Source organism: Helicobacter bilis (genome assembly GCF_001999985.1).
In the GTDB taxonomy this organism is placed as follows: Bacteria; Campylobacterota; Campylobacteria; order Campylobacterales; family Helicobacteraceae; genus Helicobacter_A; species Helicobacter_A rappini.
Map to the genome: position 1 here is coordinate 1,755,024 of NZ_CP019645.1, position 25,696 is coordinate 1,780,719.

Annotated in this window: 23 protein-coding genes; 5 read left to right on the forward strand and 18 right to left on the reverse strand. The window is 35.8% G+C overall.

Features of this window, described 5'->3' with window-relative positions; all coding sequences use genetic code 11:
* Nucleotides 1-40: 40 nt before the first annotated feature.
* The 3 genes from XJ32_RS08055 to uvrA all read right to left on the reverse strand — a co-directional run bounded on the left by XJ32_RS08055 (nt 41) and on the right by uvrA (nt 6,074).
* Entirely contained in the window at nt 41-916 is an 876-nt protein-coding gene (locus XJ32_RS08055) for a toxin-antitoxin system YwqK family antitoxin (protein WP_077388957.1), read from the reverse strand.
* 354 nt (nt 917-1,270) lie between these two features.
* Entirely contained in the window at nt 1,271-2,998 is a 1,728-nt protein-coding gene (locus XJ32_RS08060; protein ID WP_077388958.1) for a proline--tRNA ligase, read from the reverse strand.
* A 268-nt stretch (nt 2,999-3,266) separates the two neighbouring features.
* On the reverse strand, nt 3,267-6,074 hold the full coding sequence (gene uvrA / locus XJ32_RS08065) for an excinuclease ABC subunit UvrA (protein WP_077388959.1): 2,808 nt from the start codon (nt 6,072-6,074) through the stop codon (nt 3,267-3,269).
* A 329-nt stretch (nt 6,075-6,403) separates the two neighbouring features.
* On the opposite strand from uvrA, the gene XJ32_RS08070 reads away from it, so the two are divergent.
* From XJ32_RS08070 to XJ32_RS08080, 3 genes are all read left to right on the forward strand, one after another.
* Entirely contained in the window at nt 6,404-8,002 is a 1,599-nt protein-coding gene (locus XJ32_RS08070; RefSeq protein WP_077388960.1) for an inorganic phosphate transporter, read from the forward strand.
* 528 nt (nt 8,003-8,530) lie between these two features.
* The gene (locus XJ32_RS13490) at nt 8,531-10,672 is read left to right on the forward strand and encodes a methyl-accepting chemotaxis protein (protein WP_077388961.1); all 2,142 of its coding nucleotides are present in this window, start codon (nt 8,531-8,533) and stop codon (nt 10,670-10,672) included.
* A gap of 233 nt (nt 10,673-10,905) precedes the next feature.
* The gene (locus XJ32_RS08080) at nt 10,906-11,361 is read left to right on the forward strand and encodes a hypothetical protein (RefSeq protein ID WP_254422322.1); all 456 of its coding nucleotides are present in this window, start codon (nt 10,906-10,908) and stop codon (nt 11,359-11,361) included.
* A gap of 40 nt (nt 11,362-11,401) precedes the next feature.
* Here the strand turns inward: XJ32_RS08080 and XJ32_RS08085 are convergent, their stop codons facing one another.
* From XJ32_RS08085 to XJ32_RS08100, 4 genes are all read right to left on the reverse strand, one after another.
* The gene (locus tag XJ32_RS08085) at nt 11,402-12,373 is read right to left on the reverse strand and encodes a KpsF/GutQ family sugar-phosphate isomerase (protein ID WP_077388962.1); all 972 of its coding nucleotides are present in this window, start codon (nt 12,371-12,373) and stop codon (nt 11,402-11,404) included.
* A 616-nt stretch (nt 12,374-12,989) separates the two neighbouring features.
* Nucleotides 12,990-13,367 carry a 50S ribosomal protein L19 gene (rplS, locus tag XJ32_RS08090; protein ID WP_004088603.1) on the reverse strand — a complete coding sequence of 126 codons (378 nt, stop codon included), beginning with the start codon at nt 13,365-13,367 and terminating at the stop codon, nt 12,990-12,992.
* A gap of 11 nt (nt 13,368-13,378) precedes the next feature.
* The gene (gene trmD, locus XJ32_RS08095; RefSeq protein WP_077388963.1) at nt 13,379-14,056 is read right to left on the reverse strand and encodes a tRNA (guanosine(37)-N1)-methyltransferase TrmD; all 678 of its coding nucleotides are present in this window, start codon (nt 14,054-14,056) and stop codon (nt 13,379-13,381) included.
* Complete coding sequence (locus tag XJ32_RS08100; RefSeq protein ID WP_077388964.1) at nt 14,046-15,371, reverse strand: outer membrane family protein; 1,326 nt, start codon at nt 15,369-15,371, stop codon at nt 14,046-14,048. The genes trmD and XJ32_RS08100 overlap by 11 nt, the downstream gene beginning before the upstream one ends.
* A gap of 326 nt (nt 15,372-15,697) precedes the next feature.
* Between XJ32_RS08100 and pstA the strand changes: the two genes are divergently transcribed.
* Together pstA and pstB are read left to right on the forward strand one after the other, a co-directional pair.
* Nucleotides 15,698-16,516 carry a phosphate ABC transporter permease PstA gene (gene pstA, locus XJ32_RS08105; protein WP_004088598.1) on the forward strand — a complete coding sequence of 273 codons (819 nt, stop codon included), beginning with the start codon at nt 15,698-15,700 and terminating at the stop codon, nt 16,514-16,516.
* Nucleotide 16,517: 1 nt separating this feature from the next.
* A complete protein-coding gene (gene pstB, locus XJ32_RS08110; RefSeq protein WP_004088596.1) occupies nt 16,518-17,276 on the forward strand; it encodes a phosphate ABC transporter ATP-binding protein PstB in 759 nt (252 codons plus the stop codon).
* A 271-nt stretch (nt 17,277-17,547) separates the two neighbouring features.
* Here the strand turns inward: pstB and XJ32_RS08115 are convergent, their stop codons facing one another.
* The 11 genes from XJ32_RS08115 to XJ32_RS08155 all read right to left on the reverse strand — a co-directional run bounded on the left by XJ32_RS08115 (nt 17,548) and on the right by XJ32_RS08155 (nt 25,635).
* Entirely contained in the window at nt 17,548-18,246 is a 699-nt protein-coding gene (locus XJ32_RS08115) for a pirin family protein (RefSeq protein ID WP_077388965.1), read from the reverse strand.
* 249 nt (nt 18,247-18,495) lie between these two features.
* Nucleotides 18,496-19,998, reverse strand: a complete 1,503-nt coding sequence (gene rny / locus XJ32_RS08120) for a ribonuclease Y (protein WP_077388966.1) — start codon at nt 19,996-19,998, stop codon at nt 18,496-18,498.
* On the reverse strand, nt 19,995-20,627 hold the full coding sequence (locus tag XJ32_RS08125; RefSeq protein WP_077388967.1) for a 5-formyltetrahydrofolate cyclo-ligase: 633 nt from the start codon (nt 20,625-20,627) through the stop codon (nt 19,995-19,997). Before XJ32_RS08125 ends, rny begins: the two co-directional genes overlap by 4 nt.
* 157 nt (nt 20,628-20,784) lie before the next feature.
* Complete coding sequence (locus tag XJ32_RS08130) at nt 20,785-21,222, reverse strand: ribonuclease H family protein (RefSeq protein WP_077388968.1); 438 nt, start codon at nt 21,220-21,222, stop codon at nt 20,785-20,787.
* A gap of 184 nt (nt 21,223-21,406) precedes the next feature.
* Entirely contained in the window at nt 21,407-22,450 is a 1,044-nt protein-coding gene (ruvB, locus tag XJ32_RS08135) for a Holliday junction branch migration DNA helicase RuvB (RefSeq protein WP_005219098.1), read from the reverse strand.
* A gap of 52 nt (nt 22,451-22,502) precedes the next feature.
* Nucleotides 22,503-23,282 (reverse strand): histidinol-phosphatase, encoded by a 780-nt coding sequence (locus XJ32_RS08140; protein ID WP_077388969.1) that lies wholly within the window; start codon nt 23,280-23,282, stop codon nt 22,503-22,505.
* Nucleotides 23,283-23,418: 136 nt separating this feature from the next.
* Nucleotides 23,419-23,808, reverse strand: a complete 390-nt coding sequence (locus tag XJ32_RS08145; protein WP_077388970.1) for a GtrA family protein — start codon at nt 23,806-23,808, stop codon at nt 23,419-23,421.
* A gap of 21 nt (nt 23,809-23,829) precedes the next feature.
* A complete protein-coding gene (locus tag XJ32_RS08150; protein WP_233706074.1) occupies nt 23,830-24,504 on the reverse strand; it encodes a tetratricopeptide repeat protein in 675 nt (224 codons plus the stop codon).
* 13 nt (nt 24,505-24,517) lie between these two features.
* Entirely contained in the window at nt 24,518-24,682 is a 165-nt protein-coding gene (locus XJ32_RS11955) for a hypothetical protein (RefSeq protein WP_155761490.1), read from the reverse strand.
* A 419-nt stretch (nt 24,683-25,101) separates the two neighbouring features.
* Nucleotides 25,102-25,272, reverse strand: coding sequence for a hypothetical protein (locus XJ32_RS11960; RefSeq protein WP_155761491.1), 171 nt, complete (start codon nt 25,270-25,272; stop codon nt 25,102-25,104).
* A gap of 63 nt (nt 25,273-25,335) precedes the next feature.
* Complete coding sequence (locus XJ32_RS08155; RefSeq protein ID WP_077388971.1) at nt 25,336-25,635, reverse strand: P-loop NTPase family protein; 300 nt, start codon at nt 25,633-25,635, stop codon at nt 25,336-25,338.
* Nucleotides 25,636-25,696: the final 61 nt, after the last annotated feature.

A 25,696-nucleotide genomic window follows, 5' to 3' on the forward strand; every position in this document is an offset into this window, starting at 1 on the left:
TTAGAATCTAGCAAGTGTTAAGATAGCTTTAAATCATAAGTTATTTAGAATCACTCTCTTTAAGGCATATTTTTTGTAAATAGTTAATTCCTTTGCCAGCACTATAAAATCTACCAATCTCTTCTAAATCTTTATTTGTTGGGGCTTTATTATTATAGCATTTACCGCTTGTAATCTTGCCATTCTCGGCTTTAAGCAAAGCAAGTAGCCCTCCATCTTCTGTGTAGTATTTTAAATTGCCATGTGCTTCATCATTTTTATGTGGTCTTTCACTTGCTAGACTCCCATTCTCATAATACCATTTTTCTATGCCCTCTATTTTGCCATTTTTATATGGCGCTTTTCTCCAAAGACTCCCATTCTCATAATACCACTTTACCATGCCTTCTTTTTTGCCATTTTTATATGGTGTTTCTACTCCTAGATTCCCATTCTCATAATACGACTTTACCATGCCGTCCTTTTCACCATTTTTATATGGTGTTTCTATCCAAAGATTCCCATTTGAATAATATTCTTTTTCTATACCTTCTTTTTCACCATTTTTATATGGTATTTCAATCTTTAGATTCCCATTTTCATCATACCGCTTTTCTATACCTTCTTTTTCACCATTTTTATATGGTATTTCAGCCCGAAGCTCACCACTCTCATAATACCATTTTTCTATGCCTTCTCTTCCACCATTTTTATATGGCATTTCAGCCCGAAGCTCACCACTCTTATAATACCACTTTTCTATGCCTTCTCTTCCACCATTTTTAAATGGTGTTTCCCAATAAATTTTCCCATTTGAATGATATTCTCTCTCTACACAACCGCTTATTATGTCTGCGTGATTTTCGCATTCTTTTAACATGGTTGTATCTACACTATGAAATGAAAGAAAACCCATTAACACACTTTTTAGCAACATATTTGTCCTTTTAAATTAAGATAAAGATTCTGTATTTTACAGAATATTCTTTTAGATTAAAACCATAAAGATTCTAAGATTAGAATCTAGCAAGTGTTAAGATAGCTTTAAATCAAAGATTATTTAGAATCACTTTTAAGGCATATTTTTTGTAAATAGACAACCACCTTTCCAATATGTCCGATGTTATGATTTAACATTATAAGTAAATCAAAACCTGTTAAAACTTTTATTACTAGTGCATCTACTGCCTGTAAGCACACTATCTTACACTTTAAATGAGATCAGCAATTCTTTATCTTCTGTGTGGAATTTAGACTATTTAATCTACAACTACATTTATAGAATCTTTATTTACAAAACCCCAAGCAAAGATTCTAAGATATTTACGCTGCTATATTCTGTCTTTATGAGTCCATTTCGCTTTATTAATTCTAACTTATTTTCAGCAAGTCTCTTACCTACAATTAAGGCATATTCAAAGCCGATTAACTCAAAATCAGCGATTTTACTCCCAAACCTCTCATTCCTATCATCAAGTATGACTTCAATGCCCTTCTCTTGTAATTGTGTATAAAGATTTGTAGCAAAAAGCACCTCTTCTTCATTTTTCATATTTGAGATGATAATATCAAGCTTAAAGGGTGCGACAGCCCCCCACACACAGCCTTTTTCATCTGCCTTTTGCTCTAAAATAGCAGATATTAGTCTGCTTACACCAAGCCCATAGCAACCCATAGTAAAAGGCATACTAGAGCCACTTGAAAGAAGAAAATTAGCCTGCATAGGCTTTGAATACTTATCCTCTAGCTTAAAAATATGTCCTACTTCAATGCCCTTACTATAACGCAAAGTCCCACCGCATTTAGCACAAGAATCGCCCTCTTGCACAGCGACTAAATCGCGATAATATAAATCATCAAATTCCTCCAATTGCACACCAACATAATGATAACCATGCTCATTTGCCCCACATATCAAATCCTCTCCATTCTCTAATTCCTTATCAAACACAATAAAACGAGAATTTGTCAAGGCACGCAAATGTATAGGACCAATAGAGCCTTGTGGCAACTTATAAGATTCTAAAAATGCCGTATCCGCATCGGCTATATCAAGCACGGAAGGATCAATCGCCTGAAGTGCGTTTAATGCCTTAGTATCCTCTAGCATATCTTTACCACGCATAAAAAATATAGCAATATCAACGCTATCTTTAAAAATCACTTTTTTTACAACCGCTTTCATAAGATAGAATGGATTGACTTTAAAAAACTTGCTCAAATCATCGATAGTTTTTACATTTGGCGTTTCAAATTTATGATAATTGCTTGTAGCTTGTGGGGCAATCTCATCGCATGTTTTTGGCTTACGCACTGCCGCTTCAATATTTGAAGCATAATCGCATTTACTGCAGGTTACAATCGTGTCTTCACCGCATTCAGCAAGCACCATAAACTCACGACTACCACTCCCACCAATCGCACCAGAATCCGCCTCAACAATGCGAAAATCAAGCCCCAAACGCCTAAAGATTCTCACATAAGTATCACGCATATTTATAAACTCTTTATTCAAAGATTCTAAAGAATCATGAAAGCTATACGCATCTTTCATCACAAACTCTCTAGCACGCAAAAGCCCGAATCTAGGACGCAACTCATCTCTAAATTTTAAATGGATTTGATAGAGATTAAGTGGCAGTTGCTTATAGCTTTTGATATAGGTTTTTGCTATCTCTGTTACACACTCTTCATGTGTTGGACCAAGCACAAAAGACGCCCCTTTTTTATCGGTAAAAAGGGCTAATTCGCTATATTTTTCATATCTTCCACTTTGCTCCCAAAGGCTTGTTGGCGTTAGAAATCCCATAGTAATTTCATTTGCCCCGGCTCTATTCATCTCTTCTCTTACTATGGTTTTGATTTTATCCATTACAATTTGTGCTAATGGCAAAAAGTTGTAAATACCACTGCCTATTTGATGAATGTAGCCTGCCCTAAGCAAATAGATATGGCTTTTTAACACTGCATCTTTTGGTGCTTCTTTAAGTGTTGGTGCAAAGAAAGTTGAAAAACGCATGATTTTCCTTTTTTTATGAGTGATGGCTATAAATTTTTGTAAAGTATTTTACAGAATTTTATTTTATATTGCAACACCAAGCAACGCAAGTTTATCTAGAATTATCACATCTTAGCTTATTAAGGATTAGATCCCAAAGGTGTTTGTGGCGACAAGACATGAATAAATAAGTTGTGCGTCTAAGCCTAGAATGAAATCCAAGAGCTAGTGTTTAACCCCACTTTATTATATTAAACGACAACTAATCTTTTAAAATCATTAAAAACCATCACAACACTTCATTTGCTAAAAATTGTGCGGTGTAGCTCCCGCTTTTATCCTTATTTTTTATAATATCAGCTACGCTACCACAATCTACAATTTTCCCACCACCGCTGCCACCATCTGGTCCTATATCAATGATATAATCAGCGTTTTTAATCACATCTAAATTATGCTCAATCACAACGACAGAGTTTCCAAGACTTACAAGATGATGTAGCACACCTGTGAGTTTATCCACATCAGCAAAGTGAAGTCCCGTTGTAGGCTCATCTAGGATATACAGCGTTTTACCTGTATCTTTACGGCTTAATTCCTTGCTAAGTTTAATCCTTTGGGCTTCCCCACCACTTAGTGTAAGTGAGCTTTGCCCGAGTGTGATATAGCCTAGCCCCACTGCCTGCAAAGTCTTAAGGCGATTAAAAATCTTTGGAATCTTACTAAAAAAGCTACATGCCTCATCAACACTCATAGCAAGGACTTCGGCGATATTCTTGTGATTATAGGTAATCTCTAGTGTTTGGGGGTTATATTTCGCACCTTTGCATACATCACATTTCACCATGACATCGGGTAGAAAGTGCATTTCTATCTTTATTTCGCCCTCACCTTGACATTTTTCACATCTGCCACCTTTGACATTAAAGCTAAAGCGACCGACACTATAACCGCGTATTTTTGCCTCTTTTGTCTCTGCAAACAAATGGCGTATATCATCCATTAAGCCCGTGTAAGTGCTTGGGTTACTTCTTGGGGTTCTGCCTATTGGACTTTGGTCTAGATAGATTACTTTATCAAGATTCTCTAAGCCCTCAATAATTACACCGCTATTTGCCTGAATGCGTTTTGAGTGATTAAGCAATTCTTGTGCGGCGGGTAAGAGTGTCTGTAAAATAAGTGAGCTTTTGCCACTACCACTAACGCCTGTTACACACACAAAGTTTGCTAATGGAATCTTTACGCTGATATTACAGAGATTATGCAAAGTAACATTTCGCATACTTAGCCATGTCTCTTGTTTTCTATTATATTTATAGTCAATCTTTTTTGTGCCATTTAGATATTGTGCGGATAAAGTCTTGCTTTTTAATAAATCTTTAACCTTACCACTAAAGACGACTTCACCACCATAGATTCCAGCACCCGGTCCTATATCGACTATAAAATCTGCACGCATAATAGTCTCTTTATCATGCTCTACGACAATGACACTATTACCCTTTTCCTGTAATGATTTTAGCGTTTTAATAAGCTTTAGCGTATCTCTTTCATGTAATCCTATGCTTGGCTCATCAAGCACATACATAACGCCTGTTAGCCCACTGCCGATTTGACTTGCAATGCGTATTCGCTGACTCTCCCCTCCACTAATACTACGCGCATCACGATGCAGTGTAAGATAGCCTAGCCCAACATCATAAAGGAAGAATAATCTCTCTCGTATCTCTTTAAGTATAGAATCTGAGATTTGCTTTTGCTGTGTGCTAAGGTAGGAAAAATTCTCTTTTGTATCAAAGAAGTGATAGCAATGCTCAATTGGCATATTGATCACTTCTGCTATCCCCTTATCTGCGACTTTCACGCTTAAAGATTGTGGATTTAGCCTATTACCATTACAACCACTGCAAATTTTTTCTACCATATAATCTGTTGCATCATCTTTTAGCACATCAAGGGCTATTTGCATGACACCACGCCAAGTCTGCTTTATCGTGCTATTTTTCCAAGTTACCATAATATCTTTTGTGCTGCCATATAAAAGTGCGTTTTGCTTATCTTTAGAGAGTTCCGCAAAAGTGCTACTAGGCTTTATATCATAGGCATTACAAAAACCCTCAAAAAGTGCGTAATAATAGCTTTTATTGAATCCAAAAATAAACTTTATCCCGCCTTTATTAAGTGGCTCATGCTGTGTAATAATGCTATTCATATCAAGGGCGTATTTCACACCTAAGCCACCACAATCTCTGCATGCACCCTTTGGGGAATTGAAAGAAAAGCTTACAGGCTCTAGCTCTTCAAAGCTTACCTTACATTGAAAACAAGCTAAATGTTCGCTAAAGTGGATTATCTCATTATGCTCTTTTGAATCTTGCAAAATTTCAACTTCAATTTCACCATAAGATTCTTTTAGTCCAGATTCTATCGCATAAGCTATTCTTGCATGATTTTCTTCATTTAGCACCACTCTATCCATAACGATACTAATGCTATGCTTTTTAGTCTTTGCAAGTGTGATTTCAGAATCAAGTCTTGTCATCACACCATTAATCTTTGCTCTTACATAGCCTTTTGTGCGTAAAGATTCTAATTTATCTTGAAAGCTTCCCTTTTTCTCTTTAACAATGGGGGCATAAATGATGAGTTTAGAATCTTTTGGCAATTTTAAAACTTCATTAATAATATCAGTTGATGACATAGAGCTAATCTTTTCCCCGCATAAATGGCAATGTTGCATACCAACTCTAGCATATAAAAGTCGCAAATAATCATATATTTCTGTGATAGTGCCAACGGTGGAGCGTGGATTTTTTGAAGTCGTCTTTTGATCTATGGCAATAGCTGGAGTTAGCCCCTCTATCTTTTCTACATTAGGCTTACCTACTTTATCAAGGAATTGTCTCACATAGCTTGAGAGAGATTCTATATATCGCCTTTGCCCCTCAGCATACAAGGTATCAAATGCAAGCGTGCTTTTACCGCTACCACTCACACCTGTGAATACGACTAATTTATTTTTTGGGATAGAGAGATTTATATTTTTTAGATTATTTTCTTTTGCACCTATGATTGTGATATTGTCATTTTGTCCCATATTTTCCCTTTTTCTCTACCAAAAATTACAAAATTAAAAAGCTTGTATTCTATCAAAAATACACAAATATATATGTGAAAATGTAATGCAATAATCGCAATATTGGAGAGAAGATTCTAAGTTAATTTCTTATAATATGTCTTTTATGGGCTATGTGTGATATGTTGATAATATTATGGGATTTGTAATTGTATGTGTTTATTTATACTAGAATCTATGCATTTGTGACCTATGAATGACATATTTGCACTAATTCGCAAAGCAAAGAGTGAGATATTAAGCTATAATGAAAAGGTTTTTGTGCCATTTCAAGTCTTAAGGAAGGTTTTATGGATATTCAAAATATTAACAAGATTGAGAATGCTACATCATTTGGGCAAAAGGATATTATAAAGATTGGCATTGTGCTTGCATTTTTTATTGTTATTGCTGGTATTGCTATCACTTTTGGCTATCCTGTCAGTAGCCCTGTTGTGCTTATCTTTGCTGCGGTTGTGGGTGGCTATATGGCTCTCAATATCGGTGCAAATGATGTGGCAAATAATGTTGGTCCAGCGGTTGGGTCTCATGCTATCACACTTGTTGGTGCGATAATCATCGCTGCGATTGCAGAGGCTTTAGGGGCGATTATTGCTGGAAAAGATGTCGTTGATACGATTAAATCTGGCATTATTAATCCCGCGAGTTTGCAAGATAGTAAAACCTTTATTTATGTAATGCTTGCTGCCCTTACTTCTGGGGCGATTTGGCTGCATGTGGCTACTGCGCTTGGTGCGCCTGTATCTACGACACACTCACTTGTTGGTGGTGTGCTTGGGGCTGGTATTATGGCTGGTGGCTTTGGCATAGCAAACTGGGGTGCTATGGGAGAGATTGCATTAAGCTGGGTTGTATCACCTTGTCTTGGTGGCTTAATCGCCATGATATTTTTATTTATCATTAAGCGATCTATTACCTATCAAAGCGATAAAAAGACTGCGGCAAAACGCGTTGTGCCATTACTAATTCTCATTATGTCATGGTCATTTAGCGTGTATTTGGTGCAAAAAACTGGCATGATTAAACTGAGTTTTGGTGTTGCCTTACTTGCTGGATTAGCCATTGCAATTGTTATTTTCTTTGTTTCTCGTCCATTTATCATTAAAAAGGCTGATACGCTTTCAAATACAAAAGAGGATATTAATGAGCTTTTTACACTCCCTTTAATATTTTCTGCCGCTCTTCTTAGCTTCGCACATGGTGCAAATGATGTGGCAAATGCTATTGGACCTTTAGCGGGAATCTATGAGGCAATTAGAGAGACGACTATGGAAGCGTTTGGTGGTAAAGCACAAGTGCCATTCTGGATTATGCTTATTGGTGGGCTTGGAATCTCGCTAGGACTAGCCCTTTATGGACCAAAACTTATCAAGACGGTTGGTAGTGAGATTACAGATCTTGATAAAATGCGTGCTTTCTGTGTAGCCCTTTCTGCTGCTATCACCGTGCTTATTGCTTCACAATTAGGACTGCCTGTAAGCTCTACACACATTGCTATTGGTGCGATTTTTGGCGTTGGATTTTTGCGTGAATATCTAAAAAAGCGTTACTACACTATGCAACAAGAAGTAATTGAGGCATATAAAGGTAAAAATGAAGAAGCTGTGCAAAGATTCTTAACAAAATTTGAACGCGCAAATATCAAGCAAAAGCAAGAGATGCTACAATCGCTAAAAGAGAATGCTGCAAAAACTGATAAGAAGAATGCCGATTTGCCCGTATTGAAGAAAAAAGAGCGTAAAAGTCTGAAAAAAGCCTATAAGCAAGAGCTAGTTAGACGAAGTGCAATCAATAGAATCGTTGCTTCATGGCTTATTACCGTGCCACTATCAGCTATCTTTGGTGCAGTTACTTTTTATCTTATATCAAAGGTTGATATTCCGTTGTAGATTCGAGATTGGCTATTTGTGTTGGCTTAAGATGAATTAGAGAATAATCTGTTTGTCATTATATTTAAACGCGTGTTTTTAAATACGATCGTTGTTGTATTGCAGCATAGTTAGTTACCTAGCATACATGCTACAAGAAACTTTCAATTTAATCTCAATTTGAGAACTTTTTAGACGGCAACACATAGAATGAGGTCTTCTTAAATTTCTCATATCTTGCAAAAAAAAAAAATGTTTTTGGGTTGCTATCTTGTTGGTGTCTTATATCTGCAATGTATGATGTGCTACTCTCATCGATAATATTGAGATCCTCTTTCGCCTCTCAACAACCATTAATTTTAATCAGTAGGGACACCTACTATACCTATCAGATATACATCAAAGCACTCACAAAGCATTCATGCATATAAAAATGTAAAATTTTAAACTTTAATATGAAAAATAATGAAAAATGTTTTTTTTTTTTTGTAATTTTGGCTACAATAACAACCTTACACTGCAAAAACAAAGGAAAAACAAGGAGTATAAATGCAGTTTATTCGCGATATGAGTATAGGCAAGAAAATCAGCTTTCTTTTAACAACAGCTTTAGTGCTAGGCATGTGTGTGCTTTATATGGTTGTATCTAGCAAACTAGAAAATAGTATGCAATATGAAGCACAAAAAACGCTTATTGCAAATGCTATTCAAGATGCTAGAGATGTAGAGAACTATTTCAATGTCGCAGGTGGGAATCTTGAGGCAATCACAAAGGCAATCCATGCAGACTGGGAGGAGGGGACTAGCTCTCTTAGTGATAACTCTCTTATGCACTTTTTAGGCTACATTGTGGATTACGATCCCGCCATGATAACCACTTTCGCACAGATTAAACACCCTTCTTTTTCTCGTAGTAGAAGAGCAAACGCAAACTTATATAATGCAAACGGTAATTTAGAATTTGCTCTCATAGATACAGATAATAATGAATACGACACGGGCATTGAGATAGCAAAGCAAGGTGTTATAAAAATGCCTGATGGACGCAGTATTTTTGAGGGTATGCCAGACATTAAAGAAGCATACACACAAAAGGACATGATTCTGACAAAGCCTTATCGCATACTTTACAATAATGTAGAAAAGTCGGTTGTGGGCGTGATTTTTCCAATCGTTTCAAATAATGATGAGGTTGTTGGTGTGCTTGGAACGCTAATTGATATGGATAGTCTTTCAAAAGTTGTATTTAATCCAAAACACGCTTTATATGCACATGCAGAACGCTTTCTTATAAATCGTTATAATGCCTTGACGCTCTATCCTGATACAAAAAAGCTTGGAGAATCTCTTGATGCGGTTATGGATTCTAAAGCAGCCCAAGAGATTACGGCATTGCAGTATGATCCAGATGCTGGAGCGAGAGAGAATACAAAGGTTATTGAGATAGAATCTAAGAGCGGTGCAAAAGGTTTAGCAAGTGTCTTTAAATTTGAAATATGGGATAATGTAGTATGGACTATGGTGAGTTTTGCACCCTATGATGAAGTGCTAGAAGAACTATATTTGGTAAGATATGCGATCATTGTTACCGTGCTAGTCCTTACAATCTTTATTATCTTAATCACTATTGGCTATGCAAAATTCTATTTGCAAAGCGATATTGAAAAAATCTATGTTGGCTTGGAAAATTTCTTTGCATTTTTGGATTATAAAACAAATAAAGTTGATAGCATTGCGATTCATAAGAAAGATGAATTTGGGCGAATGGCACAGAAAATTAATGCAGTTGTAAAAGATATTGAGAATCATAGTCTGCAAGATAAGGCTGCCATTACTGATGCCATAGATGTTGTAGATAGGGTAGAGCATGGCGACCTAAGAGTGCGTCTAACAGAAAAGCCATATAATCCACAATTGGTTAAATTACAAGAGATTCTAAATAATTTACTTGAGGTTTTACAAACAAAAATCGGTAGCAACATGAATGAGATTCAAAAGCTTTTTGAGCAGTATAAAAACCTTGACTTCCGCAACTCTATCCCTGAAGCAGAAGGCAATATCGAAAGCATTGCAAATCTACTTGGTGCCGAAATAAGAAGAATGCTAAAAGATTCGAAATCTTTTGCAACAAGCCTTAACGATAAGTCAAATTCGCTTGAAGATAATGTCAATAAACTCACAGAAGGCACAACGCAACAAGCCCAAGCCCTAACGCAAACTGCCGCTTCACTGGAGCAAATCACAGCCTCAATGCAAAGTATGCGTGGGCGTATGAACGAAGTGTTGCAACAAGGTGAAGATATTAAAAATATCGTAGCTATCATTAATGATATTGCAAATCAAACAAACTTGCTTGCTTTGAATGCTGCTATTGAAGCAGCAAGAGCTGGAGAGCATGGCAGGGGCTTTGCAGTCGTTGCTGATGAGGTAAGGAAACTAGCGGAACGCACGCAAAAAAGCTTAAGTGAAATTGAAGCAAATGCCAACATTCTATCACAAGGGATAAATGAAGTAGCAGAGACCATAAACGAACAAGCACAAGGTGTAGCCCAAATTAATGAAGCTGTTACGCAACTCGAAGATAGCACACATCAAAGTGCAGATGTTGCAAGACATTCACAAGAGATTAGTCAAGCAGTGCATGAAATCGCAGAACAGATTCTTGAAGACGCAGAGAAAAAGCAGTTTTAAGTTGGCTTATCATCTTTAATTGCATAAAAATAAAGCATATATAATGCGTGGTTTATACTTTGCATGTGCTGATATTTCTAAGGGATAATGTATGGATTCTCATAATAATATAAAAACAAAGAGTTTCTTTCTCTCTTTGCCCTTTCTCTTTGTGCTTTATGTGATACTTTGCATTCTTGGCATTTTAGCTTACCGATACTTCATCACACAAACGCCACTTTTTGAACATACTTTTGTTGAGCTTATATCAAGGGGGGATTATCCTTGTTTTTTACCTTTTTGTTGTGAATCTTCCTGCGTTTTTTCTTGTATTTATCCCCACATTGCGACAAAACCTTGTTGTTTTTGGTGTATGCCTTGCTCTTGTTGTTGCCTTTTTTCTCACAGGGTTGTCTGCTACCCTAACTCTCAGCAATCAAATTTTTATGATTCCTTGGTTTGTGATATGGGAAAGCTTTGTTGTAGTCAGCATTGTGTGTGTTGCCTTTTTCCGCAATATGCCCACACTCAATGCGTCTATCGTGCTATTTTCAAGCCTCAAAATCATCATTGGCTTTTGCCTTGGTATTGTATTTTTTATATGTTGTGTGGCATTTCAATTCTATGTTTTCGACAGATATGATTTCATCGGTAGAAACTACGGGATACCATATCACAAAAAAGTTCTCTTTCAAGATTTGGGATTCTAAATTTCTAACAAACAGCCACCATCTTAAACCCATATAACACTTACTTACAAAACCCAGCTTGGATTAAATCATGCATATGAATAACACCCTCCAGCACACCCTCTTGTGTTAAAATAGGTAATATCTGAATCTTAGAATCTTCAATAATCTTTAAAGCATCAAATGCAAGCATACTGCTATCATAAAGTGCTTTTGGATTTTTTGTAGCATAAGAAAAAGCACTAGATTCTAAGCTAAAACCCTTATCAAACATAGCTCGTCTTAAATCGCCATCACTCAGCACACCAAGCAATTTATAATTAGAATCTACAAAAAATGCATTTCCTAAACGCCCGTTTGTCATAACACTAATCGCATCACGCAAACTCATCGCAGTATCGAGCAAGGGGAGATTCTGCGTCTGCATAATATCGCTCACTTTGATAAAAAGCATACGACCCAAACTCCCACCGGGATGAAAACTTGCAAAATCACTCTTACTAAAGCCCCTAGCCCTCATAAGACACACAGCAAGAGAGTCGCCTAAGGCAAGTGTAAGCGTGGTGGAAGTCGTGGGGGCAGTTTGCAAAGGACATGCTTCCCTTTCTATAATTAAGGGCAGAAAATAATCGCCAAACATAGACATGCGCGACTTTTTTGACTTTGACATAGTAATGATAGGCAACCCCATGCGTCTAATATGTGGCAAAATCGCTACAATCTCCTCGCTCTCACCACTATAACTAATCGCTAACACGCAATCATCTTTTTGCAATACGCCTAAATCACCATGCATAGCTTCTGTGGGATGCAAAAAAATGCTTGGTGTGCCCGTGCTTGAGAGTGTCGCTGAAATTTTTTGTGCGACTAGCCCGCTTTTGCCTACTCCTATAAGCACGAGCTTACCTTTCATATTTATTATAAGCTTGATAATAGAATCTAAATCGCCCAAATCCCCACTATACGCTAAAAGTGCATTACCTTCATCATGCAAAGTCTGCATAAAAATTGCTTTAAAATCATAAGTTTTCATATTTAATCCTTTTGTTTGTGTTTTATCGTGTAAGCTAATTATCGCGTGGCTAATTTTAGCATACTTTGCTTTAATGAAATGAGATTGTCAATTTCTTTATGTTTTTAGTGGCGTGTATTTAGAATCTTTTCTTGCTATATAAAAATATAGGCTTAAAAAATACAAAGCAGAGATTTTGCGGAATCTATTTATCATACTAAGTAATATTTGCGAAATTAAACTAAGTTTGATGGGCTTTATATGATTTTCTAGGCTTTTAGATTCCGTATGGTCTTCTCAAGAATTATCACAAACAATAATCAAAAAAACACAAAAAGTAACCCTTATAGAATCTAAATTTCATGTTTTACACTCTATGTGTCTGTATCTACCAAAAGGAGAAAATTCTTGGTTTCTTTGCTATTCATATAACGAAACTACTTGTATAAGATTATTTCAAAAATATCTCAATACTATCCACATAAAGTATTCAAGGGTTTGATGAGAGTTGGCAGATTCTAAATATCCATAAAAAGTTCTGGAATCTCAAGTGTTAGAATCTTGCGGTAAATTCCGCACGATCCACACAACACAATTAGCATATTGAAGTAAAGATTGTATGAAAACAATGAGACTATTATGCTTCTTTTTTATTCAACTCTTTTCTTAATTCCTTAATCCTTGCAGCTTTACCTCTTCTATTACGCAAATAATAAAGTTTTGCACGGCGGACTCGCCCAATACGCAACACTTCTATTTTTTCTAAGCTATCGCTATAAAGTGGAAAAATCTTTTCAACACCTATATTGTTAGCACCCATTTTACGCACGGTAAAAGTCCTATCCACGCCATTACCGCGTATAGCTATACATACACCCTCAAAGTTTTGCACTCTCGTTTTGTCACCCTCTTTTATCTTAATCCCAACACGCAGAGTATCACCTGCTTTAAATTGTGGCACAGACTTATTCTCAAGTTGTGCTTTTTCAAATTGCTCGATATATCGATTTTTCATGATTTCCTCACTTATGATGTTAATAAATCCGGTCTAAAATATTGCGTTTTCATCTTAGACATGGTAAGTTTTAAATCGCCGATTATAGCGTGATTTCCATTTAAATATGCTGAAGTTGGTAAATTTTCTTGATTTTTTTTAGCAAACTGCTTTGATTTTGTGAAATTTGGTGCTTCAAGTAAGCCAGATTCAAAACTTTCACCTTGTAAAGACAGCTCATTGCCAAGCACACCATGTATATGCCTAGCAATAGAATCTGCCATACACAATGCCCCTAACTCGCCACCACTTAAGATAAAATCGCCTATGCTAAAAATCTCTGTCGCATGTAGCTCAATACTTCGCTCATCAAAGCCCTCATATCGCCCACACACAAAGCTAATATGGCTATATTTGCTAAGGCGGACAGAATCTTTATGACTAAATCTCGCACCACAAGGGCTAAGAAATATAATGCGTGAATCTCTTGCCTGCTGTAAAGCACAATCAAGCACAAATGGATCAAGCAGCATGCCCGCTCCACCGCCAATAAGGGCATTATCCACTTTTTTATGCTTATTGGAAGCAAAATCGCGGATATTTATACATTCTACTTCAATCTTTTTATTATGTATAGCATTTCGCATAATGCTATGCCCAAAATAAGGCATGATTAAATCTGGAAAAAGGGTAAAAAAACTAAAACGCATAGGTTACAGATGACATAAGATAGCTTCTATCAAGGACATGGCGACCATTTAGGGCAATATCTTGTTCATTCCACGCATCATTTTGCATGATATGTGTGTAATAGTTAGCAATTAAGCCCAAACTTACAGAATCTATAATCTGCCAATCGATAATAAACTTCAATGAATACTCTGTCGCACTCGGGGCAGTGGTATATCGCCCATCAAGTCCAAAGGACAAAGATTCTACAAATTTTGCTAATTTTTCATATCTAGCTTCTGTGAAAAGCAATACACTAAGGGCATCAGGGGCAACAGAAGCATTAAGCGATCTGCCTGTGCCATACACACTATTATCCCAAATATCTATGCCGATAGGATTACCAAACATACCCATTCTAGCATTTGCGTTACCTATATTTTTATAGACTCCAAGTGCGATTTTATAAGTATCATAAATGTCAATATCTTGTCTCACAAGAATGCTTGAAGTAAAGCCGGTGGGATCTTTAAAGTCAGCGAAAAAGTGATTACCTATATCAAGAATGCTTTTACTATGTATAGGGAAAAGTGCGACTAGCTTTGTAGTATAGCTAACACTCTCTTTATCGCCAAAACTAGCACTCACACTAAGCCCCGGTGCAACATACTCTTTTGCACCATAATACACATAAGCCTTTGCATCTAAAAAGTCGTTATTATAGCCGACTTCAGCATTTAAGATTCCATAAGTAGAATAAGTAGTGCTAAAATCTGTAAGCCAACTATTACCTACAAGTGCCACTGTGCTTGAGCCAAAAAGCTTTACATGAAAGTTATCCGCAAATTTATACACTGCGTTTATACCTTCAGCATAGCTATCAAACCAATCATCATCTTCTTGCTCAAATCTCCCTGCTTTAATATTTAGAGAATCTGTTTGATAGTGTATATAAGCATTATGCACGAACGCATTATGGGTATTGTCCGCTGTTGCGTCTTTGTCATTGAGATAGCCCGGATATGCCCCCACATAGTTATAACCCAAACCTTTTGTAGAATCATAAGTAAGCCCAGCAGCAACCGCTCCAATCATAACCTGAAAATCATTATATTTATACCCCACGCCTAATTGCCCTAAGGCGTAACCATAGCTATTATTAGGCAATGCTTGTTTCGTGCTAAATGCAGTTTTATTAAACACTTCTAAACCACCATGTAAAAATACGCCATTTTCTTGCTCTATTGTAGATTCTGTGTTTTTATGCTCTTGCTCCATGATTGCAATCTCATTCTGCCTTGCATACAGCATAGAAAGGCTGAGTGCAGAAAATATGAGAATCTTATGTAATCGCATGATAACTCCTTGTGCTATTTTGTCCTAATAAGACATTGTGAAAAATAATGAAAATTATATGATATTTATGTTTGTTTTTGTAGATATTTTTGTATGTGATTCTATAAATATTTCATGTTTTTAGCGTGTATTTGGTGTAAAAATACATTTCAATGCCACATATAACAAAGGATAAATGAAATATCCTAGAATCAAAGCAAGAAAATTAACGCCCTAAGAGTTAGTTGTAGCAATAATTTACAAATATTTTACAATCTAGTTTTGCGATTTTACATACATTTTTTACACTTTCAAGCAAATTTTCTAAGTATTAATAAGGGATAAAGATGAGAAGAGATGGGCTATCTAGTCTATTATTTTGGTGTATGCGACTATCCATTTTTAGCACACTTGCGATATTTTGCATTTTAATTGGCTTTATTTTTATAAAAGGTGTTGTTTATCTCACACCAAGCCTTTTTGAGTGGGAATATAATAGCGAAAATGTCTCTATGATGCCAGCTATTATAAATACCATTAATATGATACTTTTCTCCCTTGCTATTGCCATGCCTTTTGGAATCTTTGGGGCGATTTTTCTCACAGAATATAGTAGTAGTAAAAATAAACTCATCGCTGTCATTACAACCGCAGCTGAAACGCTTGTAGGTATCCCATCAATCGTATATGGGCTTTTTGGCTTCCTTGCATTTGTCGTATTTTTTCAATTAAAGTTTAGCTTTTTAGCAGGTAGCCTTACCATTACTATTATGATTTTACCTGTAATTTTGCGTAGCGCACAAGAGGCATTAAAGTCTGTGCCTTTAATGTATAGAGAGGCAAGTTTTGCACTTGGGGCAGGTAAGCTTAGAACTATTTTTGCGATTATTCTACCTGCTGCTACACCCGGAATCTTAGCAGGAATAATCCTTAGCATTGGTAAGATTGTAGGTGAAAGTGCCGCATTGCTTTATACTTTTGGCGGATTTGCTCAAGTTTCTGGACTATTTGATTCTGGTAGGACTCTTAGTATGCACATGTATCTTATATCAAATGAAGGGCATCATATCAATGAGGCATATAGCACGGCAATGATTCTCATTGTGATTGTGCTAATCATCAATCTTTTATCAAACTACATAGCAAAAACTCTCACAAAGGCATAAAATGGATAAAAAAGTATGTTTTAGTATTAAGGATATGAATCTTTACTATAATGATTTTCATGCGTTAAAGAATATTAATATGCAGATTCTAAAAGGTAAAGTAACCGCCTTTATCGGTCCTAGTGGTTGTGGTAAATCCACTTTTCTAAAAAGCCTTAATCGTATGAATGACTTAGTAGAAGGCTGTAAAATTAAAGGCAAGATTCTATTAGATGAAGTTAATATCTATAAAAAATATGATGTAAATATATTGCGTAAAAAGGTTGGCATGGTCTTTCAAAAACCAAACCCATTTCCTATGAGTATTTATGATAATATGGTGTTTGGTCCAAAAACACATGGGATAAAGCATAAGGATAAGCTTGATTCTATCGTAGAAGAATGCTTAAAAGATGTTGGCTTATGGGGAGATCTTAAAGATAGATTAAAGCAATCTGCCCTAAGCCTTAGTGGCGGACAGCAACAAAGACTATGTATCGCAAGGACATTAGCCGTAAATCCTGAAGTAATCCTAATGGACGAACCTACAAGCGCACTTGATCCCATATCAACACTAAAGATAGAAGAACTCATTAATAAACTCAAAAAAGAATATACGATTATTATCGTTACGCACAATATGCAACAAGCTATGCGTATATCTGATAAAACTGCTTTCTTTTTACTTGGTGAAGTGATAGAGTTTGATGATACTGAAAAGATCTTTTCAAAACCAAAGGATAAAAAGACACAAGATTATATTGCGGGAAGATTTGGGTGATAATGGCTTTATATTAGGTATTAATATTATATGTTGTTTAGTTTATTTATCATTTAAAGTCAAAATGCAACAAGCAATAATCTATCATAGACCATATTTCATGCTTTGAGATCATATATCCTTGTTTGCATATAATTCAAACATACCAACAATACTTGCATAAAAGATTCCAATCTTGTATTAATGCCATTTCATAGCAACAAAATGTTTATATTGCATTTTATCACGAGTTTGTGTTGGCATGCAACTATATGTTACGGACTAATTGTGTTTAAGGCAGATCAAAAATCAACACTTCATTATTAGAATCTAAGCCTTTGAGAATAAAGCTAGATTCAGAGCAGCACATCACACCATCACTTGTTTCTATGATAAAGGGCTTGGTTTGGCTAGATTCTATCTCTAGTTTGCCACGCACCACTTGGATATACGCCTTGCGACCACTTTCAAAGCTAAAAGTCTCGTTGGTAATATCCCTATACAGCCATAATCGCATATCTTGATACACTTTTAGAGAATCTTGCTCAGCGTTTGGGGACAAAATAAGTGTTTTGCCCTTGCTTGTGTCAAAGGCTTTTTGCTCATATCTTGGCTTAATGCCTAGCTCATTTGGCTGAATCCAAATTTGATAAAAATGCAACGGCTCGTCTAAAAGATTAAATTCTGAATGCGTAATGCCACTGCCCGCACTCATTATTTGAAACTCCCCACTTGGGACACGCTCTTCATTGCCCATACTATCTTTATGCGCGATTGTCCCACTTAGCACATAGGTTAAAATCTCCATATCCTTATGCGAATGCGTCCCAAAGCCCTTGCTCGGCTCTACTCTGTCTTCATTAATCACACGCAATGCGCTAAAACCCATAAACCTTTCATCATAATATCCTGCAAAAGAAAAGCTATGATAAGTATCAAGCCAGCCGTGATTAAAATGCCCCCGTTCATTTGCTTTGCGTAGTGTTAGCATATTAAATCCTTTGTGTAAAACTATTATCACACTATATTATCTAGGCAAATAGCATATAAATCTGCATTGTTTTAAGGGCTATTTTTACAAAAATGTGATTTTATGTAAAAACAATGCTGCATTATACAGACGCAAATAAGAAAATATTTAATATTATTGAAGTGAATTTTATGTGATAAAAAGCAATCAATAAACTTCGCAAATCTAAACAATCTTAGAATCTTATATGCTACTTAGCGTATAAGATTCTCATGCATACGCCACAGCGCGCATTTCTCGTATTACATTAACCTTTATTTCGCCCGGATATTGTAATTGCTGTTTGATTTCATTTGCAATTTCTCTAGATAATACAACACTCTCTATATCATTTACTAAATCAGCTCTTACAATTACTCGTATTTCTCTACCTGCATATACCGCATAGGCTTGTTTTACGCCAAATTTCTCCATAGCAATTTTTTCTAAATCTCTCACACGATTGATATAACTCTCATTTGCTTCATTTCTAGCACCCGGTCTTGCCGCACTTAATGCATCTGCCGTGCAGACTGCACTGCATTCAATGCTTTTAGACTCTTCGTGTCCGTGATGTGCGTATATGGCATTAATTACAACAGAATCTTCATTATATCTTAAACATATATCAGCACCCAAATCCACATGGCTACCACCTTGTTCATCTGTGAGTGCTTTGCCAATATCATGCAGGAGTCCCGCTCTTCTTGCAAGTTTTACATTGCCACCTAACTCACCTGCTATAATCCCTGCTAGTCGTGCCACTTCTAGTGAATGCTGCAAAGCATTTTGCCCAAAACTTGCACGATATTTTAGTTTTCCTATGAGTTTTTTAAGCTCAGATTCCACATAGCCTATACCAAGTTCCAATAGAATCTCATCGCCTTCTTGATAGAGTTGCTCTTCTGCTTGTGCCTTTACTTTTTCATACACTTCTTCAATGCGACTTGGGTGTATCCTGCCATCTTGCATGAGAATTTCAAGTGTCCTTGTCGCTAAAGCCCTTCTATAAAGGCTAAATGAGCTAAGTGAAATCTCATTAGGCGTATCATCAATGATAAGATTCACACCGCAAACCATCTCAAAGGCTTTAATGTTTCGCCCCTCTTTGCCAATGATTTTGCCTTTCATCTCATCATTTACTAACCGCACATTATTCACCAATCTATCGCTGACAAACTCTCCGGCAAATCGCGTAGTCGCTTGTGCGATAATATAGTTTGCCTTGCGTTTTGCTTCGGCCTTTGCCTCTGTCTCATAGCGGCGGATAAGACTAGCCCTCTCTTGTATCAGCTCATCTTCTAGATTTTTTAATAGAATCTTTTTTCCTTCCTCTTTTGTTAGAGCAGTGTAATCTTGCAAAAGAGATGAAAGCTTTATTTTTTCTTCTTGACATCGCTCTAATATTTTTGCTTGTTCCTCTTTTTGCCTTAATACTTCCTGTTTTGCATGATTTATTATCTTATTGCTTTCTTCATGTTCTTGTATTATTTTTTCAAGCTCATTCTTACGCTTTGCAAGTTTTTTATTGAATTGTTCCTCTTCTTCTTGCATTTTTACATGTTTATTGTGCAGTAACTGCTCTATTTCGGTTTCTAATGCCTTAATTTTTGCATTATTTTGCTCAATACACAAAAGCATTTTGGCATAGGAAAACTTCCTTGCAACAAAGAAAGTGAGAAATGCAACACAAATAGCGGTCGCCCCGCATGAAAGTAAAACAATAGAAGTCATTTATACGCACTCACATATATATCTGCTTGTATATCATGCCATTCACACAATGACTTACTAGAAATATGCCGCAATCTACTCACAAAAATACTATAAGGTCGCACCTTTAAAGTTTCATAAAATCTATCATACATACCTTTTCCAAATCCTATTCTTTTCATATTTTTATCAACGCCAAGCACTGGCACAATAGCAATGTCTATTAATATATTTTTATAAATCTTGCAAGTTTTTGGTTCATAAAGTCGCCAATGGGTTTTTACCAAAGGAAAACGATATTTTACCATGTTAAAGCTTGTTTTTTCAAGTTTTGGGACAAATACCTGATATTTTTTATCCTGTTTTAATTTTGCCAAAATATGCGTAATATTTACTTCAGTAGATAGTGGAATGTAGAGCAAGACATTGCATTCTTTTGCTTTTGATTGTATATAGAAAAGTTTATTATTGCGTTTTATCTTATAGGTTTTTGGCTTTTTGTAGCTTGTTATGTGTGTGTATATATTTTTCGCACAAAGCTTATCATAAATGCAGAATCTCTTTTGCATTTTTGCTTTTATTTTTGTGCGAAATTCTGTTTTTGAATCTATGGATTCTGTATGTTTTTTCGCTATGAGATTTTTTTTCATTGTGTGTTTATGCCTTATTTTGATTTTAAATGATATAAAATCTTAATTACTTTAAACATAACATAGGGAGTCAAATATTAAAATTCATGTATGTTAAAGGAATATATTTTTAATGCACTCAAGCTTTCTATGAGATTTTACAGCACGAAATAAGATTCTACTCTGCATAGAGATTTGCATTTTCTCTTGCGACTTTATCGCAGTGTTCATTTTGTGGATGTCCATTATGTGCCTTAACCCATTGTGTTGTTATAGTGTGCTTTGCTCCTACATGTATATATTCTCCCCATAAATCCGTGTGTTTTACATCTTTAAAACCTTTTTTTTGCCAATTTGGAAGATACTGCTCGATAGAATCACATACATACTTGGAGTCGCTTACAATGACTACACGGCAAGGTTCAGTAAGCATTTTTAATCCCTCTACAACCGCCTTAAGCTCCATGCGTCCATTTGTGCTATATGCCTCACCACCACTTACTTGCGTGTGAAAAACTCTACCATTTGGGGCTTTATACTCAAGCAGGGCACAATACCCACTAGCCCCCGGATTCCCTAAACTTGAACCATCTGTGTAAAGAATAACTGATTTCATACTTTACCTTTTTAATATAATAAGCCAAATTTAAAATCGGCAGATTCTAAGAAACACTTTTATTATAGAATCGCCGCTTTTTTATTAAGATAAAGCTGTGAAACTTGTTGTATTTTAATATAAATTGCAATTAAGATTCACCATACTTATTTTAATATGTGTATAAAAGCAACTTTCCTAATTATTAAAATAAACTTAAACCATCGTTTTTGGCATAATGTGGAAAAAGTGTATAGGTTTTAGGCGTGGCGATTCTGCCTTTTGCGGTGCGTTCAATATAGCCATTTGCAAGTAAATATGGCTCAATCACATCTTCTATTGTCCCCTCATCTTCACTCATTGCTGCTGCAATTGTATTTAAGCCAATAGGTCTGCCATTTGCCTGTGATAGAATCTTCAAATAGCCCAAATCCATCTCATCAAAGCCTAGCTCATTTACGCCTAGCTCATTTAATGCGTGTTTTGCGATGACTTCATCAATCATATTTTTATCCTGCACTTCAGCAAAGTCCCTTACCCTTTTTAGTAGTCGCAGGGCAATACGCGGTGTGCCACGCGATCGTTTTGCAATCTCTTTTGCACTCATTTCATTAATCTTTGTGTTTAGTTTAAGGCTTGCTTTTGTGATGATTAAGGCTAACTCATCTTCATTGTAAAATTCTAGTTTCGCACTGATTCCAAACCTATCTCGCAAGGGGTTTGATAGCATACCAGCCCTTGTTGTCGCACCGATTAAAGTAAATGGGGCTAAATCAATCTTTATAGTTTGAGCGGCTGCCCCTTGCCCTATGATAATATCAAGGCGAAAATCTTCCATAGCTGGATATAAAATCTCTTCAATAGCAGGGCTTAGCCTGTGAATCTCATCGATAAATAAAATATCGCCATGACTAAGATTTGTCATAATCGCTGCTAAATCCCCCGCTTTTTCTATCATGGGGGCTGCACTGACTTTAATATTTGCCCCCATTTCATGTGCGATAATGTGGCTAATCGTAGTTTTGCCAAGCCCTGGCGGTCCAAAGAATAGAATATGGTCTAAACATTCATTACGCTTCTTACTTGCTTCAATAAATACCTGCAAATTTTTCTTAATCTTGTCCTGTCCTATATAGTTTTCCCATGATATAGGTCGCAGGGTATTTTCATTTTGAGAATCTATTGTCTTCTTATCACCAGCGATTATGCGTTCTGTTTGTTCGTTATTTAATAGTGAAATTTTCTCCATTATATAGCCTTGTTTTTAGTGAATTATAGCAGACTTCAAGTGATATTTTTTATTAATCTAAATCAACCAAAAACTTCTGTTTTTTACGAAAAATTGCAAGTTTGTTAAAGCCAATATCTTTTAAAATCTTTAAACATTCTTCATAACCAAAGCCTACTTGACAAGTATCGTGTGCATCGCTTCCCATCGTTATATCAAGTCCTATTTCCTTTGCTTTTTTTAGAATCTCTCTTGAGGGATATTGCTCTTTTATATCTTTTCTCAAACCTGCTGCATTTATCTCTAGCACCATATCCATATCTTTCATAATATGTAGTGTTTCTTTCATTTTTGCATAGAGATTCTGCGGCATAACATCACCAAATAGCTTTGGTAAATCAAAATGTCCTGCTATTTGAAAATATCCCGTTTTTGCCATGCCTTGCAAAGATGAGAGATATTTATCCCAAGTGGCAAATACGCCCATTTTTTGCCATTTACCTATAAATTCCGGATTATCAAAGCCCCAATCATCTAAGAAATGCACCGAACCTATCAAATAATCCACATCAGAATCTAGCACAGCTTTATCTAGTAAATCTTCCCTACCAAGTATATAATCCACTTCTAACGCGCACAAAACTTCCATAGATTCATAAGTTTTTGGAATCTGTGCAAGATAGTTTGGTAAATCCGCAAAACTCATGCGATATTTCTCATCAAATCTCATCGGGGCATGGCATGAAAATCCAAAAATATCTATACCAAGGCTACTTGCTTTTTGCATATAAGATTCCATACTGCCATTTGCATGATTGCAGTAAGTGGTGTGATTATGTAAATCAACTCGCATATTTTTTCCTTAAGTGTGATTAAATTTAGTTTTATTTTAGCATTTTGATATGAAATCTCATTCCATATCAAAATACATTAAAATGACCTACACTTGCTCATAAAAGCATAGAATCTATTATGTATTTATTATAATCTTAGCGAAAAGTCCAAAATTTATGCAACAAATAACCAACAATGACATACACTATACTTGCAATTATGAGTGCTATATATTCATTCCAAGATAAGATTCTATAACATATAATAAGTGTCAATAAATTCGTCATATAAGCAAAGCAACTTGCTATCACAAAGCGTGTAAAATCTCTTCTATGCGTATGCTTTGATTGAAAAGTAAATCGCTTATTAAGCAAATATGAGACTATAAAGGCGATTCCATAGCCTAGTGCATTTGCAATCTCTGGCACAACACCCATAAAGGTTAAGCCAAACATAATACCATAGCCAACAATGGTATTAATAATCCCCACTACACCATAAATAATCGTGCTTTTATCGATATATTTTTTTACATATTGTCTCAAAATGCTTCTCTTATAATAAGACTATTTAATTCCTATTTCATTAAACTCTCTGTATTTATCACAGCCGCTTTGATAGCCATAATCACATGCCTTGCCATAAAACTCTTTTGCAATGCTTAGATGATTTTTCATATCTGTTTTTTGCTGATACATTACGCCCAAATTATAACAGCCAAGCGGCTCCTTACCATTACATGCTTGTTTATAAAAGTTATCTTCCTTATCAAAGCTTTGTCGCACACCCTCTCCATTACCATACATAATGCCTAAACCATAGCAACTTGCGCTATTTTTTTGCTTACATGAACGCTCATAAAAGTCTCTTGCCCGAAAATAATCATGTAAATGGAAATAATAAATATCGCCGACATTACCACAACTTGCTACATTCCCACTCTCACATAGCTTTTCAAAATAGGCTAGTGCTTCATCGTGTCTGCCTGCAAGTGTGTATATCATGCCTACAATCTCACATTGTTTATCAAGGCATTCTTGCGGACCAACTAAGCCATTATCGATAAGATAATCACATGCATTCGCATTATTTTGCATACAAAAATTATATGTATAATGCCACTCTTCTTCAGTTAGCCTATCAAACGCATACAAATTATAACACAGCATAAAGCCAACAGAAAGGACTAAACAAAACCTTTTAAAAAAATAAATACAGCGTGTGATAAGAAATGCTCTCAAAACAAACTCCCTGCTATGCTATAGTCATAGCAATTATAAAAGTAGATTCTATAATATCGGTCTTTATGGGATTTTGTGGAATGTTTTTTAGAATCTTAGCGCTTGTTAAATCGTGATTTGCCAATAAGCTATTTGCCTGTGTTGCTAGTCTATCGGCTATCTTTTGCAAAAATTCCATATTAGCCCCCTAACTTAGAATAATCTTTTAACTTCTTTTTGTGTAGAATCTATTGCTTCCCTGTATGTAGCTACCATAGATTCAATATTTGCGCTTTGAGATTCCATCTCTTTTTGTGCTAATTCTACCGCTTGTTTCTTTTGTGCGATTCTGTTTTTATAGTTAGCACTTGTTTCTTTTTGTCATCTCTTCTACTTAATTATTAAAGATTTCTGGTATTTGCTTGTCTAACTCACTTTTACTCTCTGGTATAACTTGTGAAATGACTGCATTTTTAATTTGTCGCATTTCATCTTGTTCGTCTGGTTTTTACTACTGCCAAGAATACCCATAATTAAGTTAGGGAGTAATAACACAAAGATTCCCGCGATAGGATTAAGCACGGACAGAGCAAGCCTTAATGCTCCGCCAATAGACCCCTACAAATCACCATGTTTTATTAAGATTTTTAGGACGCTTTTTGCTCCTCTTGGCAGTTCTGTCCCACCGACATAAATTATTGATTTTTGTGTCGTATTGCCTGTCTTAGTATTGATGCTGCTGAGAGTAGAATCTATTCGGCTTGTAATGTCATTAGCAATATCCACCATAGAATCTTTTAATTCTGCAGATAATGGAACTGTGTATTAAATCATTAATTACAGAATCTGCCCTCACTTTGCCCTATCCTTTGGAATCTCAGTAACATTTACGCTAAATTTCTCTACACTGCCATTTTCCCTTACCGCCTCAATGTATTCGCTCGTATTATAGTGCAACTCTGTAGCTAGGGCTGTCTCTGGGGTTATGCCCTCACTTATAAGGTATCTTTTTCCTAAAAATGAGTTTAAAAGTGATCTTTTCCTAGCACTAAACACACCAATAACTGGCACTATCAAGTCAGTATCGCTAATATGTTTTTGCAGTGTAGTTACCCACTCACTAAGATTTATAGAAACTAGCTTTAAGTTCAATTATTATAAAATATTAAGGTACTATTCTTGTGGATAACAAGCCTTTAAATCTTTATGTTTT

Coding starts and splice junctions, on each gene's coding strand:
- XJ32_RS08085 (WP_077388962.1), bottom strand. CDS start 12,373: ATGAAAACTTATGATTTTAAAGCAATTTTTATGCAGACTTTGCATGAT.
- XJ32_RS11955 (WP_155761490.1), bottom strand. CDS start 24,682: ATGGAATTTTTGCAAAAGATAGCCGATAGACTAGCAACACAGGCAAAT.
- pstA (WP_004088598.1), top strand. CDS start 15,698: ATGAGAAGAGATGGGCTATCTAGTCTATTATTTTGGTGTATGCGACTA.
- XJ32_RS08115 (WP_077388965.1), bottom strand. CDS start 18,246: ATGCTAACACTACGCAAAGCAAATGAACGGGGGCATTTTAATCACGGC.
- rny (WP_077388966.1), bottom strand. CDS start 19,998: ATGACTTCTATTGTTTTACTTTCATGCGGGGCGACCGCTATTTGTGTT.
- rplS (WP_004088603.1), bottom strand. CDS start 13,367: ATGAAAAATCGATATATCGAGCAATTTGAAAAAGCACAACTTGAGAAT.
- XJ32_RS08100 (WP_077388964.1), bottom strand. CDS start 15,371: ATGCGATTACATAAGATTCTCATATTTTCTGCACTCAGCCTTTCTATG.
- XJ32_RS08125 (WP_077388967.1), bottom strand. CDS start 20,627: ATGAAAAAAAATCTCATAGCGAAAAAACATACAGAATCCATAGATTCA.
- XJ32_RS13490 (WP_077388961.1), top strand. CDS start 8,531: ATGCAGTTTATTCGCGATATGAGTATAGGCAAGAAAATCAGCTTTCTT.
- pstB (WP_004088596.1), top strand. CDS start 16,518: ATGGATAAAAAAGTATGTTTTAGTATTAAGGATATGAATCTTTACTAT.
- uvrA (WP_077388959.1), bottom strand. CDS start 6,074: ATGGGACAAAATGACAATATCACAATCATAGGTGCAAAAGAAAATAAT.
- XJ32_RS08140 (WP_077388969.1), bottom strand. CDS start 23,282: ATGCGAGTTGATTTACATAATCACACCACTTACTGCAATCATGCAAAT.
- XJ32_RS08055 (WP_077388957.1), bottom strand. CDS start 916: ATGTTGCTAAAAAGTGTGTTAATGGGTTTTCTTTCATTTCATAGTGTA.
- XJ32_RS08070 (WP_077388960.1), top strand. CDS start 6,404: ATGGATATTCAAAATATTAACAAGATTGAGAATGCTACATCATTTGGG.
- XJ32_RS11960 (WP_155761491.1), bottom strand. CDS start 25,272: ATGGTGGATATTGCTAATGACATTACAAGCCGAATAGATTCTACTCTC.
- XJ32_RS08060 (WP_077388958.1), bottom strand. CDS start 2,998: ATGCGTTTTTCAACTTTCTTTGCACCAACACTTAAAGAAGCACCAAAA.
- ruvB (WP_005219098.1), bottom strand. CDS start 22,450: ATGGAGAAAATTTCACTATTAAATAACGAACAAACAGAACGCATAATC.
- trmD (WP_077388963.1), bottom strand. CDS start 14,056: ATGCGTTTTAGTTTTTTTACCCTTTTTCCAGATTTAATCATGCCTTAT.
- XJ32_RS08130 (WP_077388968.1), bottom strand. CDS start 21,222: ATGAAATCAGTTATTCTTTACACAGATGGTTCAAGTTTAGGGAATCCG.